Origin of the sequence: Actinosynnema sp. NPDC059335, from assembly GCF_042752395.1 — a bacterium.
Taxonomy (GTDB): domain Bacteria; phylum Actinomycetota; class Actinomycetes; order Mycobacteriales; family Pseudonocardiaceae; genus Actinosynnema.
In genome coordinates this window covers 18,545-35,113 of the sequence record NZ_JBHYXZ010000090.1, presented here as the reverse complement: position 1 = coordinate 35,113, position 16,569 = coordinate 18,545, and the positions used below count along the sequence as shown (strand labels likewise).

Genomic DNA, 16,569 nt, shown 5'->3' with positions numbered 1-16,569 from the left:
TCCCCAGCAACAGCGGCACGACGACGGCCGAGCGGTGGGGGGGCGCGGGCGCCCCCCGCCCCCCCACGCCCCCCCGGGGCCCCGCGCGGGGGGGGCCCGGCGCTCCCGGTGAGGAGCGCCGTGCCCGTCCCGTGCGTCGGCGTCGCGGGCCGGTCAGGCGGCCGGCACGAGCAGCACCACCGTCTCGGCCACGCACGCGGGCTTCGGGTTGCCCTCGATCTCCACGGTCACCCGGACCACGGCCTGCTTGCCCTGCGCCACGTCGGCGACCTCGACCAGCTCGGCGCCCGCCCGCACCCGCGACCCGACGACCACCGGGCTGGGGAACCGCACCTTGTTCAGGCCGTAGTTGACGCCCATCGCCAACCCCTCGACCGTGTAGATGTCGCGCACCAGCAGGGGAATCAGCGACAGGGTCAGGTAGCCGTGCGCGACGGGCGCGCCGAACGGTCCCGCGGCGGCCTTCTCCAGGTCGACGTGGATCCACTGGTGGTCGCCGGTGGCCTCGGCGAACAGGTCGATCTCCGCCTGGGTGATCTCGTGCCACCCGCCGTGGCCCAGGTGCTCGCCCCGGGCGGCGGCCAGCTCGTCCAGGTTCGCGAATACCCGCATGTCAGTCCTTCGGTCCGCCGGCGACGTAGATGACCTGGCCCGACACGAACCCGGCCCCCTCGCTCACCAGGAACGAGGCGGTGTGCGCGATGTCCTCGGGCGTGCCGACCCGCTGCACCGGGATGGCCGCCGCCGCGGCCTTCTTGAACTCCTCGAAGTCGACGCCGACGCGGGCCGCCGTCGCGGCGGTCATGTCGGTCTCGATGAACCCCGGCGCGATCGCGTTGACCGTCACGCCGAACTTGCCCAGCTCGATCGCCAGCGTCTTGGTGAACCCCTGCAGGCCCGCCTTGGCCGCCGAGTAGTTCGCCTGACCCCGGTTGCCCAGCGCGGACGTGCTGGAGAGGTTGACGATCCGGCCCCACTTCGCCTCGGTCTGGAACCTCTGCACCGCGCGGCTCATCAGGAACGACCCGCGCAGGTGCACGGTGATGACCGCGTCCCAGTCGTCGTCGGTCATCTTGAACAGCAGGTTGTCCCGCAGGATGCCCGCGTTGTTGACCAGGACGGTCGGCGCGCCCAGCTCGTCGGCGACCCGTCGCACGGCCGCGTCGACCGCCGCGCTGTCGCCGACGTCCACGCCCACCGCGACGGCGGTCCCGCCGGCCGCCTTGATGGTCTTCACGGCGTCGGCGCAGCTGCCCTCGTCGAGGTCGAGCAGCGCGACGGCCAGGCCGTCCCGCGCGAGCCTCGTGGCTACGGCGGCGCCGATGCCGCGTGCGGCACCGGTGACGATGGCCACCCGTGCGTCCGTCTCGGCCACGGTCACTCCTCCTTGATCCGCTGTTCTAAGCAACCGCTTAGTAACCTACCGGCGAGGTCGCCTTGACGCCAGAGCGCGTCAGGAGAACCATACCGACTGGTCGGAATGCCAGCCAGAGGAGGCGCGGTGGAGTTCTCGGGCAAGGTCGCACTGGTCACCGGGGCCGCGAACGGCATCGGCGCGGGGGTGGCGCGGCGGCTGGCGGCCGGCGGCGCGTCCGTCGTCGTGGCCGACGTGGACGACGAGCGCGGCCGGGCCGTGGCCGACGAGGTGGGCGGTGTGTTCGCGCACTGCGACGTCCGCGACCCCCGGCACAGCGAGGAAGCGGTCGCGCTGGCCGCGGCGCGGTTCGGCGGGCTCGACATCGCCGTGCTCAACGCGGGCATCGCCACCGGCTTCGGCCTCGGCGACGACTTCGACCCCGAGCGGTACCGCGCGGTCATGGGCATCAACCTCGACGGTGTGGTGTACGGCGTGCACGCGGCGCTGCCCGAGCTGCGCAAGCGCGGCGGGCGCATCGTCGCCACCGCCAGCATGGCGGGACTCATGGCCATGCCCATGGACCCCCTGTACGGCGCGAACAAGGCCGCCGTCGTCGGCCTGGTGCGCGGCCTGGGCCCGGTGCTCGCCGCCGACGGCGTCACGGTCAACGCGGTGTGCCCGTCGTTCGCCGACACGGCCATCATCGCCGACGTCAAGTCCGCGCTGGAGTCCGCCGGCATGCCGGTGATGAGCGTGGACGACGTGGTCGACGCGTTCGTGTCCGTGTTGCGCGACGGCAAAGCCGGTGAATGCTGGTTCGTGCAGGCCGGGCGGCCCAGCGCGCCGTTCACCTTCCCCAACCCTCCCGGGCCGCGCACCGCCACCGGCGACCGCGTGCGGCTCGACCACGACCCGATCGCCGGCAAGGAGAGCTGACACCGTGCGCGCCATCCAGATCACCGAGTTCGGCGGACCCGAGGTCCTCACCGAGGTCGAGCTGCCCGACCCCGTCCCGGGGCCCGGCGAACTGCTCGTCGAGGTCAGCCGCGCGGGCCTCAACTACGCCGACACCCACCAGGCGGAGAACTCCTACCTGGCGAAGATGGAGCTGCCGCTGGTGCCCGGCGGCGAGGTCGTCGGCACGGCGGGCGACCGGCGCGTGGTCGGTCTGACCACCTTCGGCGGCTACGCGGAGCGCGCCGTGGTGCCCGAGGCGACGGCGTTCGACGTGCCCGACGGCGTGGACGACGTGACCGCGCTGAGCATGGTCGTGCAGGGCGCGACGGCGTGGCTGCTGCTGCGCAAGAGCACCCACCTGGAGCCGGGGGAGAGCGTCGTCGTGCACGCCGCCGCCGGCGGGGTCGGCTCCATCGCCGTGCAGCTGGCCCGCAAGTGGGGCGCGGGCCGCGTCATCGCCACCGCGAGCACTCCGGAGAAGCGCGAGCTGGCGCTGGACCTGGGCGCGGACGTCGCGGTCGACTCCACCGCCGAGGACATGACCGAGGCGCTGCGCGAGGCCAACGGCGGGCGACGCGTGGACGTCGTGCTGGACATGACGGGCGGCGCGGTCACCGACCAGAGCCTCGCCGCGCTGGCCCCGTTCGGCCGGCTGGCGTTCTACGGCATGGCGAGCCGCGAACAGCCGACCCCGGTCGACCCGGCCCGCCTGCTGGTCCGCTCCACCGCCGTCGCGGGCATGTGGCTGCCGCACGCGTTCAAGCTCCCGGGCCGCGTCGTGCACCGCGCCATGGCCGAACTGTTCGACCTGGTCCTGGCAGGCGACCTGAAAGCCGTGCCGGGCGGCGAGTACGCCCTGTCCGAGGCCCGCCGCGCCCACGAAGACCTCCGCGCCCGCCGCACCACGGGCAAACTGGTCCTCGACCCGTCCCGCTGACGCCCCGGGCCGACGCGGTCCACCGGGTGGCCGCCTCCCGATTCCCGTCGCGGAACCCGGGGGTCGTCGTGCCGCGGCCCCCGGGTCCCGGTGCGTCAGTCGCTCAGCTCCGCCAGCGCGGCCTTCACCTTGGCCAGCTCGGCCTCCAGCTCCTCCATCCGCGTGCGGTGCTGGGCGCGGGCCGCCTCGATGACCTCGTCGATGCCGCCCGCGATGTCGTCGTGCAGCTCCTTGGCCGCCCGCGACACGGCCGCGGCCGAGATGGACAGGCCCTGCACGACCCGCTTGGTGCCGTGCACCAGGTCGGCCTGCCACTCGCCGTCGGCGGTCCCGGTGACGGTCAGCGTCAGCTCGACCGTCCGGGTCTTCTTGGCCGTCGACTTCGGCCGCTTGGCGGGCTTGGCCTCGGCCTCCGCCGGCTTGTCGGCCTCCGCCGGCTGCTCGGGCTGCGTCACGGGCGCGTCCTCCTGCTGCACGGGTGCGGCGGGCGCCTCGGCGTCCACCTTCTCTTCCTGCTCCACGAGCGTGTCCGCCACGATCTTCTCGTCTTCCTCTCTGCGCATCCGGCTCGACCCGGCGTGATCATAGAACACGTGTTCGATGGTGGGTCGGTTGCCCCGCACAGCGTAGGGTGTCGGCCTTGTGAGCGGTTGGAGGGACTTCTCCGCTCGCCGGTTCCTGGACCGGTTGAGCGACGAACTCGGTGTCACGGCGGTCTTGGCGTCCGGTGTGCCGGCCCCCGGCGTGCTGGCGGCGGTCGACCAGCACGGCGCGGCGGTGCGCGACATCCTCGCGCTGGGCGTGCCCGCGGCGGCGGTGGCGGGCGTGGTGCTGCTCGCCGGGTACGCCGAGGGCGTGCTGGACGAGGCCGCGGCGCGCGGCTGGACACCGCCGGCGATCGTGGACTGGGCGAACGCGGACTGGCTGACGCTCCGCCTCGCCGCCGTCTGCCACCTCGCGGGGCACGACCAGCCGGCGCTGGAAGCCTAGCCCCGGCTACCGGACCGGTCTGCTGACCAGGCGCACGTCCGGCCCGGAGCGGGCGACGTCGACCAGTTCCAGGCGCAGGATTCCGGACATGCTGCGCACCCCGGCGTCCCCGAGCCCGCTGCGGCCCGAGCCGAGCAGCGCGGGCGCGACGTAGGTGACGACCCGGTCCACGAACCCGTGCGCGAGGAAGCCGCCCGCCAGCGTCGGCCCGCCTTCCAGGAACAGCCCGCGCACACCGCGCCCGTGCAGCCCGGCGAGCACCGCCGGCAGGTCCAGCCCCCGCTCGGCCCGCGGCGCCCTCAGCACGTCCGCCACGCCGTCGAGGTGCGCGGCGTCGGCGTCCTCGGCCACCACGACGAGCGTCGGGGCGGCGTCGTCGCAGACCTTGGCGTCCCGGGGCGTCGTGGCGTTGCTGTCGATCACCACGCGCAGCGGCCGGCGGCCGTCCGCGGCGGGTCCGCGCACGGCCAGGCTGGGGTCGTCGGCGCGTTGCGTGCCGGAGCCGACGACGGTCGCGTCACAGCCCGCGCGCAGCAGGTGCACCTCGGCCCGGCTCTCGTCGCCGGTGATCCACCGGCTGGTGCCGTCGGCGGCGGCGACCCGGCCGTCGAGCGTGGCGGCGAACTTGTAGACGACGAACGGCCGGCCCAGGTCCCGGTTCACCGCGTCCCACTCGTCCCGGCCGACCAGCTCGTCGACGCTGAGCCCTCCCACCCGCACCCCTCCCGGTTGTCCACAGGCACGTCGTCGGCCCCGGATCTTGTCGGACCCGGCCGGCAGGATGAAAGCAGGGGTCCCCTTGGCGGGGACCCCTGCGGAGCGTTCGTCGGCGTGCCGGAGCGTTCGTCGGTGGCCCGGCGCGTTCGTCGGTGGCCCGGCGCGCGGCCGGGCCGGACGTCGTCAGCGCTGCTCGCCCGGAGGGTACTGGCCGGGGTGCGGCGGCACGGGCCGCGTCGGCTGACCGGCCGTGCCGGGCTGCTGCACCGGCGTGCCCACCGGCGGCGTCGGCATGGTCGCCGCGTGCGCCGGCGTCTCGGTCATCCGGGACGCACCCGAACCCGGCGCGCCCTGGGCGGCGGTCCGCTGCACGTCCTCACGCCCGCGCTGGTACGCCTCGGCCTGCGCCTTCGCCTGCGGGGCCTCGTTCTCCGCCCTGGTCAGCCACCCCTCCCAGCGCTGCTGCATCGGCTTGACCAGGCCACCGCCCACGCCGACCACCGCGATACCGCCGACCGTGGCCAGGATGGCGATCAGGATCGGCGTGGTGACCGTGGTCGCGATGCCGATCTGGTTCAGCGCCGCGATCACGCCGAGCGCGATGATGAACCACGACGCGACCTTGCCCAGCGTCGGCCCGTAGGACAGCCCGCCCAGCGCCCGCGTCGCGATGTCCCGCACCGCCCGCGCGATGGCGGCCGCCACCACGATGATCACGATCGCCACGATCGCCCGCGGCAGCCAGGCCACGATCTCCGTCAGCAGGTCGCTCACCGGGTTCGACCCGAACAGCCCGAACGCGATCTGCAACGCGATCAGCAGCACCGCGTAGTACACGATCTGGGCGACCAGCCCCGAGGCGTCGAACCGCGACCGCGCCAGCGCGTCGCTCAACCCGCCCCGCTGCACGGCGCGGTCGAAGTGCACCCGCTCCAACACCTTGTTCACCGCCGTGCGCAGCAACCGGGCGACGATCCACCCGATGAGCAGCACGACCAGGAAACCGACCAGCTTCGGCACGAAGGTCACCACGGAGCGCAGGGCGTCACCGGCGGCGTCGCCGATGCCTTGGGCCTGCGCCGTCTGCGCGGCGAGCAGGGCGTTCATCGTCTTCGACCTCCTCGGACGACCGGTACGTCTTCAGCAACCGGTTACCCGAGGTGGCCGACCCAAACCTGAGCCACCCGGACGAGTGACGCTCAGGTCTGCGCACCCGGTGTCGGGGGCAGCCCCACGGCGCGTTCCACCTCGACGTGCGCGACCCCGGGCACGGCCCCGAGCCGGTCGACCGCACCCGGCGCGACCGACCCGGTGACCACACCCAGCGACTCCAGCACGCTCTCCACCACCATCCCGGCGTCGCGCAGCGCCGAGACCACGGCGGGCAGGCCGGCCGCGCCCGCGTCGGCGACCGAGACCACGACTTTGTCCACGGCCGCCTCCGTCAGGGCCTAGGGAGCTTGCACCAATCCTGCACCCACGTCCGTGGAAGGCAAGCCCAACCTGCGGGCGCTCTGCGACAACCTCGCCCACAGCTCCCAGCCGCGCGCGCCGTGCTTCTCCGCGATGAGCAGCGCCACCCCGGCCACGTGCGGCGTCGCCATGCTCGTGCCCTGGATGCGCTTGTGCATGCCCAGGCCGGCCTCCTCCTTGTTCCAGCTGGAGTAGATGTCCACCCCGGGGCCGACCACGTCGACCTGGCCGATGGTGTCCACCGTGCCGCAGGAGAAGAACGCGACCGACCGGTGCACGTCGACCGCGCCGACGGCCAGGATCGACGGGCAGTTCGCCGGGTGGCCGACCGGCGCGACGGTGTTCGGCCGGGTGCTGTCGTTGCCCGCCGCCGCGATGATCAACGTGCCCTTGGCCATCGCGCGCGTGGCGGCCTGCTCGAAGATCTGCGAGTGCGGCGTGTTCGGGCGCACGGTCGCGCCCAACGACATCGAGACGACCGCGCAGCCGTTCGCGATGGCCCACTCGATGCCCGCCAGGATCCCGCTGTCGGTGCCGCTGCCCCGGTTGGACAGCACCTTGCCCGCGTAGATGTCGGCCTCGTAGGCCACGCCGTAGCCGGGACCGCCGGAGGCGGCCTGGCGCGGACCGGCGGCGGAGCCGATGCAGTGCGTGCCGTGGCCGTGCGCGTCGTCCACGGTCTCGCCCTGCACGAACGACTGCGTGACCACGGTGCGGCCCGCGAAGTCGGGGTGCGCGACGGTGAACCCGGTGTCCAGCACGGCCAGCCGCAGGCCCTTGCCCGTGGCGGAGCAGAGGTTCGCGCCCACCGCCTGCAACCCCCACGTGAACACCGACTCGTCCACGGCCGGGGCCGCCGCCTGGTCGGCGCCCGTGTCGGGCGGCGCGGTGTAGGCGTGCACGACGCGCTCGGCCTCGACCACGGAGATCGGGCCCGGCGCCTCGGCGGCCCGGGTGAGCTGGGCGACCTGGTCGGGCGTCGCGTTGACCACGGCGACGCCCAGGTCCTGGAAGATGACCCCGTCGGCCGCGGCCAGCTCCGCCCGGGTGGCGGAGTCCGCGGTGCTGGCGGCGCTGATCCCGGCGACCCGGCTCATCTCCCGCGCGCCGGCCGTGACCGACTTCTCCTCCAGGAGCACGAGGTAGCGGCCGGTGGTCTCGGCGCCCGTTGGTTGTGACATGACGACCCCCTTCGGGGTTGGGACGGCAGTCAGGTGTAACTCCGGATCGCGTTCGCGTTCAATCGGCCGGAAGGGTCGGCCCGGGCGCGAACGCGGTTCGTCTGCCCTGATGGAGCGGTGAGGTCGCGGGGAGATACAGGTCAGGCTGTCGCGGTCGTCGCCGCGTCACGCTTCCGAGTGAACTTCCTGGCCAGGGGCTCCACGACGCGTGCCGCCACCGGTCCCAACACCGCCATGAGCAGCACGTACGCCGTCGCCAGCGCCGCCAGCTCGCCGTCCACCGCGCCGGACGCCACCGTGAGCGACGCGATGACGATCGAGAACTCGCCCCGCGCCACCAGCGCCGCGCCCGCCCGCGCCCGGCCCATCCGCCCGATGTTCTGCCGCCGCGCCGCCCACCACCCGGTGGCCACCTTCGTCAGCGTCGTCACCACGGCCAGCGCCACCGCGAGCCCCAGCACCGGCGGGATCGACGCCGGATCGGTGTTCAGGCCGAACACCACGAAGAACATCGCCGCGAACAGGTCCCGCAACGGCTCCAGCATCCGGGTGGCGTTCTCCGCCGTCGACCCGGAGATCGCGATGCCCAGCAGGAACGCGCCCACCGCCGCCGACACCTGCAGCTGCGACGCCACACCCGCCACCAGCAGCGCCGCGCCCAGCACCTTGAGCAGGAACACCTCGGGGTCGGGGCTGTCCACCACCGCCGACACGTACCGGCCGAACTTCAGCGCGATCACCAGCACCACGGTGATCGCGGCCAGCGAGATGCCCACCGCGGTCAGCCCGCCGACGAAGCTCACGCCCGCCAGCACGGCCGTCAGGATCGGCAGGTAGACCGCCATCGCCAGGTCCTCGAACACCAGCACCGACAGCACCACCGGCGTCTCCCGGTTGCCCAGCCGGCCCAGGTCGCCGAGGACCTTGGCGATGATCCCGGACGACGAGATGTAGGTGACGCCGCCCATCGCCAGCGCCCCCACCGGGCCCCAGCCCAGGATCAGCGCCGCGATCACGCCCGGCGTCGCGTTCAGCACGATGTCCATGAGCCCGGCGGTCCACGACCGCTTGAGCCCGGTCATCAGCTCGGCGGCCGAGTACTCCAGGCCCAGCAGGAGCAGCAGCAGGATCACGCCGATCTCGCTGGACAGGTGCGTGAAGTCCTCGATGCCGTGCAGCGGGACCAGGCCGCCCTGCCCGAAGGCCAGGCCGCCGATCAGGTAGAGCGGGATCGGGGAGATGCCGACCCGCCACGCCATCTTGCCGAGCAAGCCCAGCCCGAAGAAGACCGCACCCAGTTGGATCAGTGCGATTGCGGTGTTGTGCAAGGTGCTCAGCCACCGCCCAGCAACTCGGCCGCGGCGTTCAGGCCGTCCGCGGTGCCGACGACGACGACCAGGTCGCCGCCCTCGAAGGGGAAGTCGGGGCGCGGCGACGGGTGCACCGAGCCGCGGCGCACGACGGCCACGATGGACGCGCCGGTGCGGGTGCGCAGCTCCGTCTCGGCCAGCGGGCTGCCGTCGAACCGGGAGCCGGGCACGATCGGGAACTGCTTGGTGGAGATGCCCGCGACCTCGCGGTGCTGCTCCTGCAGGTGCGCGACGAGCTGCGGCGAGCCGAGCAGCCCGGCCAGCGTGCTCGCCTCGGCGGGCGTCAGCGCTATGGACGTCGCGCAATCGTCCGGGTCGTCGCGGCGCGACACGATCAGCTCGAACTTGCCGTCACGGTGTGTGATCACCCCGATCCGGCGGCCGGCACGGATCATGAAGTCCTGCCGGGTGCCGATCCCCGGAAGCGGCGTCACCTCGACGTTCACATCATGTGATCCTAGACGAATGGGTACACGTGTTCGGGCGATCCGTCGCGGATGGGTGGTTCGCGACCGCGTGCCCGGTCCGGACGTGGACGAGTTCGCCGAACCGGAGCGGATCGTCACCGCACTGGCCCGCGCCCGTCCGGGCACGTTGCTCGCCGTGCAGCACCCCCACCGGACGCCCGCCGCGCTCGCCGCCGGCCAGGGCCTGCTCGACGCCCTGCCGCACGCCGTCGCCGAGCTGGCCCGCCTGCGGCGGACCGCCTACCGGGAGGTGCACGACGTGGTCGCCCCCTACCGGGTGGACGGCCCCGACGGCACCGCCTACGGGCTGTTGTGCATGGTGGACCCGGCGGAGGTCGGCCACACCGAGGAGGTCTACCCGGACGTGGTCGCCGAACGCGCCCGCGTGCTGACCGCCCTGGGCTGCGTGACGAGCGCCGCGATGCTGGTGCCGGTGGCCGGCGAGGTGCGGCTGACGCGGTTGGTCGCCGAGGTGGACGACGAACCGGCCGCGTCCGTCGTCGACCCGGGCGGGCGGCGGCACTGGCTGTGGCTGGTCGGGCCGGGCGAACGGCAGGACGCCCTGCTGGCCGCCGCGGGCGAGCACCCGTTGATGGTCGCCGACGGCAACCACCGGGTCGCCGCGTCGGCCGGCCTGCCGGGCCTGCTGGCCCTGGTCACGGCGGGTCCGGACCTGAGGGTGGGGCCGATCCACCGGGCCGTCGCCGGCACCGGCCTGACCCTGGCCGACATGACGGCCGCGTGGCGGGGGCTCGGGCTCGCGGTGACCCCGGTCGAGGCCGCCACCCCGCCGTCACCCGGGGCCGTGGTCGCGGTGGCGGGGCCGGACGCGGTCCGCGTCGACCTGCCGTCCGCCGGCGTGGACCACGCCTGCGTCGAGGACGTGCTGCTGGACGAGGCGCTCGGGCTGGACCCGGAGAGCCCGCACGTGCGGCCGGTCACCGGCGACCTGCCCGACCCGGCCTCGGTGGACGCCGTCCTGCTGATCGCCCCCGTGCCGCCGGCGGACGTGCTGGCCGTCCACGCCGCGGGCGGCCGGATGCCGCGCAAGAGCACCTACTTCACCCCCAAGCCGCGCAGCGGCCTGCTCCTGGCCGACCTGGACTGACCGCCGCCGGGGGACCGGGACCGGACGGTCGCCGAACCGGGGCCGCCGTGGTTCCCGGGCCGGCCAGGTTCCGAACCGGAGCCCGCCGGGCTCGAACCCCGGCCCGACCCCAGGCCCGCCGGCTCCCGAGCCGAGCGCCCACGCGGGTTCCGGACCAAGGCCCCGCGAACGGGCACGGCTCTCGGCCGTCGGGAGTTGTCCACAGGCCGCCCCTCCGTGCCCCCGAACCGTCCGCCCGGGCCGGCAGGATAAAAGCAGGGGTCCCCTGGGCGGGGACGCCTGCGCAGCGTGGCCCGGCACCCGCCGCGAGGCCCGTCCCGGGGCGCAGCCGCGAGATCACCCGCCCACCGCCCGCACCGTCCACCGGCCCGCGGCGAACCGAACCCGGACGGCGCAACCCGCCTCGAACGGACGTTCCGGCGGCCACCGGCCACCTGATGCGGGTGTGACGGGCCGCACCAGGCACAATTGGAGGTTGACGACCGTCGTCGCGTTGAGGAGGAAAACCCCGTGGGACACGGTGAGCTGCGTGGCGTGGTGGCCCTCGACGGGCCCTCCGGCACCGGCAAGTCCTCCGCAGCGCGCCGGCTCGCGGCCACCCTCGGCGCGCGCTACCTCGACACCGGCGCGATGTACCGGGCGGTGACCTTGGCCGTGCTGCGCGCCGGCGTCGACCCCACCGACGACGTCAAAGTCGCCGAGGTCGCGGACGCGGCCCTGGTGGTCCAGGGCACCGACCCGGAGCGCTCCACCACCTCCCTCGACGGCGACGACGTCGGCGCGGAGATCCGCGGCCCCGAGGTGACGCTGGCCGTGTCCCCGGTGTCGGCCGTGCCCGCCGTGCGCGAGCTGCTGGTCGCCGAGCAGCGCCGGATCATCGCCGAAGCGGTCGACGAGGCGGGCGGCATCGTGGTCGAAGGCCGCGACATCGGCACCGTCGTCGTGCCCGACGCGCCGCTCAAGGTCTACCTGACCGCCGACGCCGAGGCCCGCGCCCTGCGCCGCGCCAGGCAGGACAACGACTCCGGCCGCGCGTCCACGCTGGACGCCACGCTCGCCGACGTGCAGCGGCGCGACGCCTACGACTCGTCGCGCGCCGTGTCGCCGCTGCGCGCCGCCGAGGACGCGATCGTGCTCGACACGACGTCGCTCGACCTGCCCGGCACGCTGACCGCGTTGCTGGACCTGGTCGACGCCCGCGGTCTGCTGGCCCAGCCGAGCGGACGGGTGCGCGGGTGACCGACCAGCTCCCCGAGGGGTCGCTGACCTGGCTGCACGACGTCGGCCGCTGGATCGCCCGCCGACCCTTCCGGATGCCGTTCCGCGTCCGGGCGCGCGGCGTGTCGCGGGTGCCGTCGAGCGGCCCGGTGGTCGTCGTGGCCAACCACAGCTCGATGGTGGACGGACCGATATTGTTCGGCGTCCTGCCCCGGCGTGTGGTGTTCTTGATCAAGCAGGAGATGTTCAAGGGCGTGGTGGGCACGCTGCTGCGCAAGATCGGCCAACTGGCCGTGCGGCGCGGCGAGCCCGACCGCGCGCCGCTGCTCGCCGCCCAACAGGTGCTGCGGGCGGGCGGCGTGGTCGGCGTGTTCCCCGAGGGCACGCGCGGCACGGGCGACGTGGCGCAGGCCCAGGCCGGCGCGGCCTGGCTCGCCCGCACGACCGGCGCGGTCGTCGTGCCCGTCGCGTGCCGGGGCACCCTGCGCCCGGCCGGGACCCGACGGAGGTTCCGGCCCGTGGTGGACGTGCTCGTGGGTGAGCCGTTCGAGCTGCCCGGCGACAAGGGTCGCCAGGCGCTCGTCAAGGCCACCGAGCAGGTCCGCGACCGCTTGGCCACGCTGGTGGCCGAGCTCGACAGCCAGCGAGGAGAAGCACGATGACGGACTTGGACGGCACCTGGGCGGACGAGTCCGACTGGACCGCGTTCGAGGACACGGCCCAGGACGAGGAGGCCGCCGCGCCGCCGATGCCCGTGCTGGCCGTCGTGGGCCGGCCGAACGTCGGCAAGTCGACGCTGGTCAACCGCATCATCGGCCGCCGCGAAGCGGTCGTGCAGGACGTGCCCGGCGTGACCCGCGACCGCGTCGCCTACGACGCGCTCTGGAACGGCCGCAAGTTCACCGTGGTCGACACCGGCGGCTGGGAGCCCGACGCCACCGGCATGATGGCCTCGGTCGCCGCCCAGGCCGAACTCGCCATGGCCACCGCCGACGCGATCCTGTTCGTGGTCGACGCCACCGTCGGCGCGACCACCACCGACGAGGCCGCGGTCAAGCTGCTGCGCCGGTCCAAGCGACCCGTGCTGCTGGTCGCGAACAAGGTCGACGACGAGCGGCTGGTGGCCGAGGTCGCGGCGCTGTGGTCGCTCGGCCTCGGCGAGCCCATCCCGGTGTCCGGCCTGCACGGCCGCGGCTCCGGCGACATGCTCGACGCCATCCTCAAGGCCCTGCCGGAGACGCCGCGCGAGACGTTCGAGGCCGTCCGCGGCGGACCGCGCCGGGTGGCGCTCGTCGGCCGGCCCAACGTCGGCAAGTCGTCCCTGCTCAACCGCCTGACCGGCGAGAACCGGTCCGTCGTGCACGACGTCGCGGGCACCACCGTCGACCCCGTCGACTCCCTGGTCGAGCTGGACGACGAGCTGTGGCGGTTCGTCGACACCGCCGGCCTGCGCAAGCGGGTCAACTTCGCCTCCGGCGCGGAGTACTACGCGTCGCTGCGCACCAAGGCCGCGATCGAGTCCGCCGAGGTCGCGATCGTGCTGCTGGACGCGTCCGAGCCGATCAGCGAGCAGGACCTGCGGGTGCTGACCATGGTCGTGGAGTCGGGCCGGGCGTGCGTGCTCGCGTTCAACAAGTGGGACCTCGTGGACGAGGACCGGCGTCACGCCATGGTGCGCGAGCTGGAACGCGGGCTCGTCCGGGTGCCGTGGGCGGAGCGGGTGAACATCTCCGCGCTGACGGGACGTGCCGTGCGCAAGCTCGCGCCCGCCCTGCGGACCGCGCTGCACTCGTGGGACACCCGCGTGCCGACCGGTCGGCTGAACTCGTGGCTGACCGACCTCATCGCCGCCACCCCGCCGCCCGTGCGCGGCGGCAAGCAGCCGAAGGTCCTGTTCGCCACCCAGGCCGGGACGAGGCCGCCGACGTTCGTGCTGTTCACCACCGGTTTCCTGGAGGCGGGCTACCGCCGGTTCATCGAGCGCAAGCTGCGCGAGGAGTTCGGCTTCCAGGGCAGCCCGGTGCGGATCTCCGTGCGGGTGCGGGAGAAGCGCCCCAAGAAGTGACCCGGACCCGACCGCCGACCGACCCGTGACGCGGCCCGCGGGCCGGCCTGCGGCTCGACCCGCAGTCCGACCGACGCCCCGCCTGCCCCGGGTTGGTCGGCTTGGGTCCGATCCGGTCCGATCCGCGAGTTGACCGGTTGCTCCGCCAGGCCGAATGCGGTTGCCTGACGTGGTGCCGGTCCGATTGGTGCTAGCCGACGACGAAGCGCTGCTCCGTCGGGGCCTCAGGGTGCTGCTGGAGGCGGACGGCCGGGTCGAGGTCGTGGCCGAGGCCGAGGCCGGCGCCGGCCTGCTGGAGGTCGTGCGCCGGCACCGTCCCGACGTGGCGCTGGTCGACGTGCAGATGCCCGGCATGGACGGCCTCGCCGCGATGCGCGCCATGCTCGCCTGGCCCGACCCGCCCGCGCTCGCCGTGCTGACGACGTTCGACCTGGACGACTACGTGGCCGCGGCGCTGGAACTCGGCGCCCAGGGCTTCCTGCTCAAGGACGCCGAGCCGGACGCCCTGGTGCGCGCCGTGCTCGACCTGGCCGCCGGGGGAGCGGTCCTGGACCCCCGGATCACCGCCCGGCTGCTGCCGAAGCTGCGACCGTCGAGGCTGCGCGGGAACGCCCAGCTCGCCACCCTGAGCGCGCGAGAGCGGCAGGTGCTCGAACTGCTGGCGAACGGGCAGCCGAACAGCGCCATCGCCACCGCGCTCGGGCTGAGCGAGGCCACGGTCAAGAGCTACGTGTCCACGGTGCTCACGAAGCTCGGCGTGGAGAACCGCGTCCAAGCCGCCCTCGTCGCCCACCAGGTGGACACGTGGTGACCGCGCTGGTCGAACTGCTGGCCGTCGTCGTGCCCGCGGCCATGGTCCTGCTCGCCGACCACGTCCCGTACGCGTGGTCGATCCCCACCGCGCTCGCCGCGTGCGCGGTGCTACCCCTGCGCCGCCGATGGCCCCGGCTCGTCGCCCTGACGTCCCTGCCCGGCCTGGTCGGCGGCCTGGGCTGGCCGCCGACCGTCGTCGCGCTGTACCGGGTGGGCCGCAAGTGCCCGGTGCCCGCGATGATCACCTGGGTGGCCCTCGCCACGGTCCTGCCGTCCACCCTGGTCGTGACCACCCAGCGCCTGCCACCCGGAGCCGCCCTGCTGACGTTCGCGTTCAGCCTGTTCATGGCCGGAGCCCCCACCGCCCTCGGAGCGCTGATCACGACGAGGCGCGACCTGACCGCGAGCCTCACCGAGGCCTCCCGCGCCAGGACGGCCGAACTGGAGGCACGCGAAGCCGGTGCCCGAGCCGCCGAACGCGCCCGCATCGCCCGCGAGATCCACGACGCGGTCGGCCACCACGCCACCCTGATCGCCGTCGAAGCCGCGGCCCTCGCCGCCACCACGGACGAGCAGAAGACCAAGGACACGGCCCTGCGCCTGAGGTCGCTGGCCAAGGAGGCACTGGCCGAGATGCGCGCCGCCCTGGGCCTCCTCACCACCGAACCGACCCCGGGCCTCGACGGCATCACCGCCCTGATCGACCGGGCGAGATCCGCCGGCCTGACCGTGACCTGCGAAGACCACAGCGGCCACCCACCACCCCCACCCACCGGCCGCGCCGCGTACCGCGTGATCCAGGAAGCATTGACCAACGTCGCCAAGCACGCCCCGGGCGCCACCGTCCACATCACACTGTCCAGCCGGGACGGAACCCTGCGCGTCTCGATCGTGAACGGCCCTCCAACGCTCCCCACCCCACCACCGGACCAAGGCGGCCACGGCCTGCACGGCCTCAAGGAGCGGGTGACCCAAGCCGGCGGAACCCTGACCACCACCGCCCGCCCGGACGGCGGCGTCGCCGTCCACGCCAAGCTACCGACGGGTCTGCCAAAAGTTGACAAAGAAGCCTCGACTTTCGGCGGTAGCCCCCGAAACCCGACGACCGCATAGTTGCCCCTGAGCCCGCCGACCGGGGGAACGTCCGCCGGCTCACCGAGGAGGGGAACGAGGGGCCCGCGCCACCGCGGACCCCAACCCTTTCCGCAGCTAGACCGCCCTCTCCTTCCGAACCACCCCCCACCTCCACCCCCCATCACGCGTGCGCTAAGCTATCGCCGCACCCCAGACCACGGGGTGCGGCCGGGACGTGGCGCAGTTTGGTAGCGCACTTGACTGGGGGTCAAGGGGTCGCAGGTTCAAATCCTGTCGTCCCGACGGTCCGAAGAAGCCCGCTCGATCTGGATGCTTGCCCAGGTCAGCGGGCTTTTTCGTGCGCTGGTATCGATCTTCACGTGGTCACGATACGGTAACTTCACGATCTTGGTTAACGCTGTATAGGAGCGAAATCAGGAGCGGGTCGCTCCAGATCTTTGACCAACACCAAATGGGGTCATCCCGAACGGGTGAATCCCGCCAATCGACGCCAAACGCCACCCGTCGGGGTGAACCGCTTCCACTGTGCGCCGAGCGTCCTGAACGCGCCCTGACCTGCTGATATGGCCGCCTGGTGGCCTGAACCGACGTGATCGGACGCAGACTGGCGGGCCTCAGGCGCGCCCTGTGATTGCCGTGGTGGCGACGGTATGGCGCTGTGGCGGCGCACTGCGGCACATCGATACGGCCGACTTCCACGTCGAGCAACCCCGGTGACGCACGTGGACGACGTCCTCGCGTTCCTGTCCACATCACACGAAAAGGGGGTTCCGCCCTGTCCGACAACCCGACCACCCCACCCACTTCGGAACCGCCCGCAC

The 16,569-nt window shown here is 73.5% G+C and carries 18 protein-coding genes and 1 tRNA gene; 10 read left to right on the top strand and 9 right to left on the bottom strand.

Translation table 11 applies throughout. The annotated features are described in order from the left end of the window. Positions 1 to 153: 153 nt before the first annotated feature. Both ACFXGA_RS25585 and fabG read right to left on the bottom strand, forming a co-directional pair. Positions 154 to 612 (bottom strand): MaoC family dehydratase, encoded by a 459-nt coding sequence (locus ACFXGA_RS25585; RefSeq protein WP_378091868.1) that lies wholly within the window; start codon positions 610 to 612, stop codon positions 154 to 156. Position 613: 1 nt separating this feature from the next. Beyond that, complete coding sequence (gene fabG / locus ACFXGA_RS25580; protein WP_378091866.1) at positions 614 to 1,375, bottom strand: 3-oxoacyl-ACP reductase FabG; 762 nt, start codon at positions 1,373 to 1,375, stop codon at positions 614 to 616. A 105-nt stretch (positions 1,376 to 1,480) separates the two neighbouring features. On the opposite strand from fabG, the gene ACFXGA_RS25575 reads away from it, so the two are divergent. Further along, entirely contained in the window at positions 1,481 to 2,293 is an 813-nt protein-coding gene (locus tag ACFXGA_RS25575) for an SDR family NAD(P)-dependent oxidoreductase (protein ID WP_378091864.1), read from the top strand. A 4-nt stretch (positions 2,294 to 2,297) separates the two neighbouring features. Then, on the top strand, positions 2,298 to 3,251 hold the full coding sequence (locus ACFXGA_RS25570) for a zinc-binding alcohol dehydrogenase family protein (RefSeq protein WP_378091862.1): 954 nt from the start codon (positions 2,298 to 2,300) through the stop codon (positions 3,249 to 3,251). 95 nt (positions 3,252 to 3,346) lie between these two features. Here the strand turns inward: ACFXGA_RS25570 and ACFXGA_RS25565 are convergent, their stop codons facing one another. Further along, a complete protein-coding gene (locus ACFXGA_RS25565) occupies positions 3,347 to 3,814 on the bottom strand; it encodes a DUF6319 family protein (protein WP_378091860.1) in 468 nt (155 codons plus the stop codon). Positions 3,815 to 3,893: 79 nt separating this feature from the next. On the opposite strand from ACFXGA_RS25565, the gene ACFXGA_RS25560 reads away from it, so the two are divergent. Beyond that, positions 3,894 to 4,241, top strand: a complete 348-nt coding sequence (locus ACFXGA_RS25560; RefSeq protein ID WP_378091858.1) for a DUF6401 family natural product biosynthesis protein — start codon at positions 3,894 to 3,896, stop codon at positions 4,239 to 4,241. Positions 4,242 to 4,247: 6 nt separating this feature from the next. On the opposite strand, the gene ACFXGA_RS25555 is transcribed toward ACFXGA_RS25560, so the two are convergent. From ACFXGA_RS25555 to ACFXGA_RS25530, 6 genes are all read right to left on the bottom strand, one after another. Then, on the bottom strand, positions 4,248 to 4,955 hold the full coding sequence (locus ACFXGA_RS25555; RefSeq protein ID WP_378091856.1) for a RibD family protein: 708 nt from the start codon (positions 4,953 to 4,955) through the stop codon (positions 4,248 to 4,250). Positions 4,956 to 5,141: 186 nt separating this feature from the next. Then, complete coding sequence (locus tag ACFXGA_RS25550) at positions 5,142 to 6,065, bottom strand: hypothetical protein (RefSeq protein ID WP_378091854.1); 924 nt, start codon at positions 6,063 to 6,065, stop codon at positions 5,142 to 5,144. 92 nt (positions 6,066 to 6,157) lie between these two features. After that, a complete protein-coding gene (locus tag ACFXGA_RS25545; RefSeq protein WP_378091852.1) occupies positions 6,158 to 6,391 on the bottom strand; it encodes a hypothetical protein in 234 nt (77 codons plus the stop codon). An 18-nt stretch (positions 6,392 to 6,409) separates the two neighbouring features. Beyond that, entirely contained in the window at positions 6,410 to 7,612 is a 1,203-nt protein-coding gene (locus tag ACFXGA_RS25540) for a S8 family serine peptidase (protein ID WP_378091850.1), read from the bottom strand. Between the two features lie 140 nt (positions 7,613 to 7,752). Further along, on the bottom strand, positions 7,753 to 8,940 hold the full coding sequence (locus ACFXGA_RS25535; protein ID WP_378091848.1) for a cation:proton antiporter: 1,188 nt from the start codon (positions 8,938 to 8,940) through the stop codon (positions 7,753 to 7,755). 5 nt (positions 8,941 to 8,945) lie between these two features. Then, the gene (locus tag ACFXGA_RS25530) at positions 8,946 to 9,428 is read right to left on the bottom strand and encodes a cation:proton antiporter regulatory subunit (protein ID WP_378091846.1); all 483 of its coding nucleotides are present in this window, start codon (positions 9,426 to 9,428) and stop codon (positions 8,946 to 8,948) included. 19 nt (positions 9,429 to 9,447) lie between these two features. Here ACFXGA_RS25530 and ACFXGA_RS25525 point away from each other — a divergent pair, with 19 nt between their 5' ends. From ACFXGA_RS25525 to ACFXGA_RS25495, 7 genes are all read left to right on the top strand, one after another. Next, positions 9,448 to 10,557 carry a DUF1015 family protein gene (locus ACFXGA_RS25525; protein WP_378091844.1) on the top strand — a complete coding sequence of 370 codons (1,110 nt, stop codon included), beginning with the start codon at positions 9,448 to 9,450 and terminating at the stop codon, positions 10,555 to 10,557. A gap of 510 nt (positions 10,558 to 11,067) precedes the next feature. Continuing rightward, entirely contained in the window at positions 11,068 to 11,796 is a 729-nt protein-coding gene (cmk, locus tag ACFXGA_RS25520) for a (d)CMP kinase (RefSeq protein WP_378091842.1), read from the top strand. Beyond that, positions 11,793 to 12,437, top strand: a complete 645-nt coding sequence (locus ACFXGA_RS25515) for a lysophospholipid acyltransferase family protein (RefSeq protein ID WP_378091840.1) — start codon at positions 11,793 to 11,795, stop codon at positions 12,435 to 12,437. The genes cmk and ACFXGA_RS25515 overlap by 4 nt, the downstream gene beginning before the upstream one ends. Beyond that, positions 12,434 to 13,840 (top strand): ribosome biogenesis GTPase Der, encoded by a 1,407-nt coding sequence (gene der / locus ACFXGA_RS25510; protein WP_378091838.1) that lies wholly within the window; start codon positions 12,434 to 12,436, stop codon positions 13,838 to 13,840. Before ACFXGA_RS25515 ends, der begins: the two co-directional genes overlap by 4 nt. 154 nt (positions 13,841 to 13,994) lie before the next feature. Next, the gene (locus ACFXGA_RS25505; protein WP_378091836.1) at positions 13,995 to 14,651 is read left to right on the top strand and encodes a response regulator; all 657 of its coding nucleotides are present in this window, start codon (positions 13,995 to 13,997) and stop codon (positions 14,649 to 14,651) included. Next, the gene (locus tag ACFXGA_RS25500; protein ID WP_378091834.1) at positions 14,648 to 15,766 is read left to right on the top strand and encodes a sensor histidine kinase; all 1,119 of its coding nucleotides are present in this window, start codon (positions 14,648 to 14,650) and stop codon (positions 15,764 to 15,766) included. The genes ACFXGA_RS25505 and ACFXGA_RS25500 overlap by 4 nt, the downstream gene beginning before the upstream one ends. 190 nt (positions 15,767 to 15,956) lie before the next feature. Further along, positions 15,957 to 16,030, top strand: a tRNA-Pro gene (locus ACFXGA_RS25495). Positions 16,031 to 16,569 lie beyond the last annotated feature (539 nt).

Bases quoted from the DNA above. Each gene is read 5' to 3' on its own strand.
- ACFXGA_RS25585 (WP_378091868.1), bottom strand. From the start codon at position 612: ATGCGGGTATTCGCGAACCTGGACGAGCTGGCCGCCGCCCGGGGCGAG.
- ACFXGA_RS25575 (WP_378091864.1), top strand. From the start codon at position 1,481: ATGCCAGCCAGAGGAGGCGCGGTGGAGTTCTCGGGCAAGGTCGCACTG.
- ACFXGA_RS25565 (WP_378091860.1), bottom strand. From the start codon at position 3,814: ATGCGCAGAGAGGAAGACGAGAAGATCGTGGCGGACACGCTCGTGGAG.
- ACFXGA_RS25550 (WP_378091854.1), bottom strand. From the start codon at position 6,065: ATGAACGCCCTGCTCGCCGCGCAGACGGCGCAGGCCCAAGGCATCGGC.
- ACFXGA_RS25540 (WP_378091850.1), bottom strand. From the start codon at position 7,612: ATGTCACAACCAACGGGCGCCGAGACCACCGGCCGCTACCTCGTGCTC.
- ACFXGA_RS25525 (WP_378091844.1), top strand. From the start codon at position 9,448: ATGGGTACACGTGTTCGGGCGATCCGTCGCGGATGGGTGGTTCGCGAC.
- der (WP_378091838.1), top strand. From the start codon at position 12,434: ATGACGGACTTGGACGGCACCTGGGCGGACGAGTCCGACTGGACCGCG.
- ACFXGA_RS25505 (WP_378091836.1), top strand. From the start codon at position 13,995: ATGCGGTTGCCTGACGTGGTGCCGGTCCGATTGGTGCTAGCCGACGAC.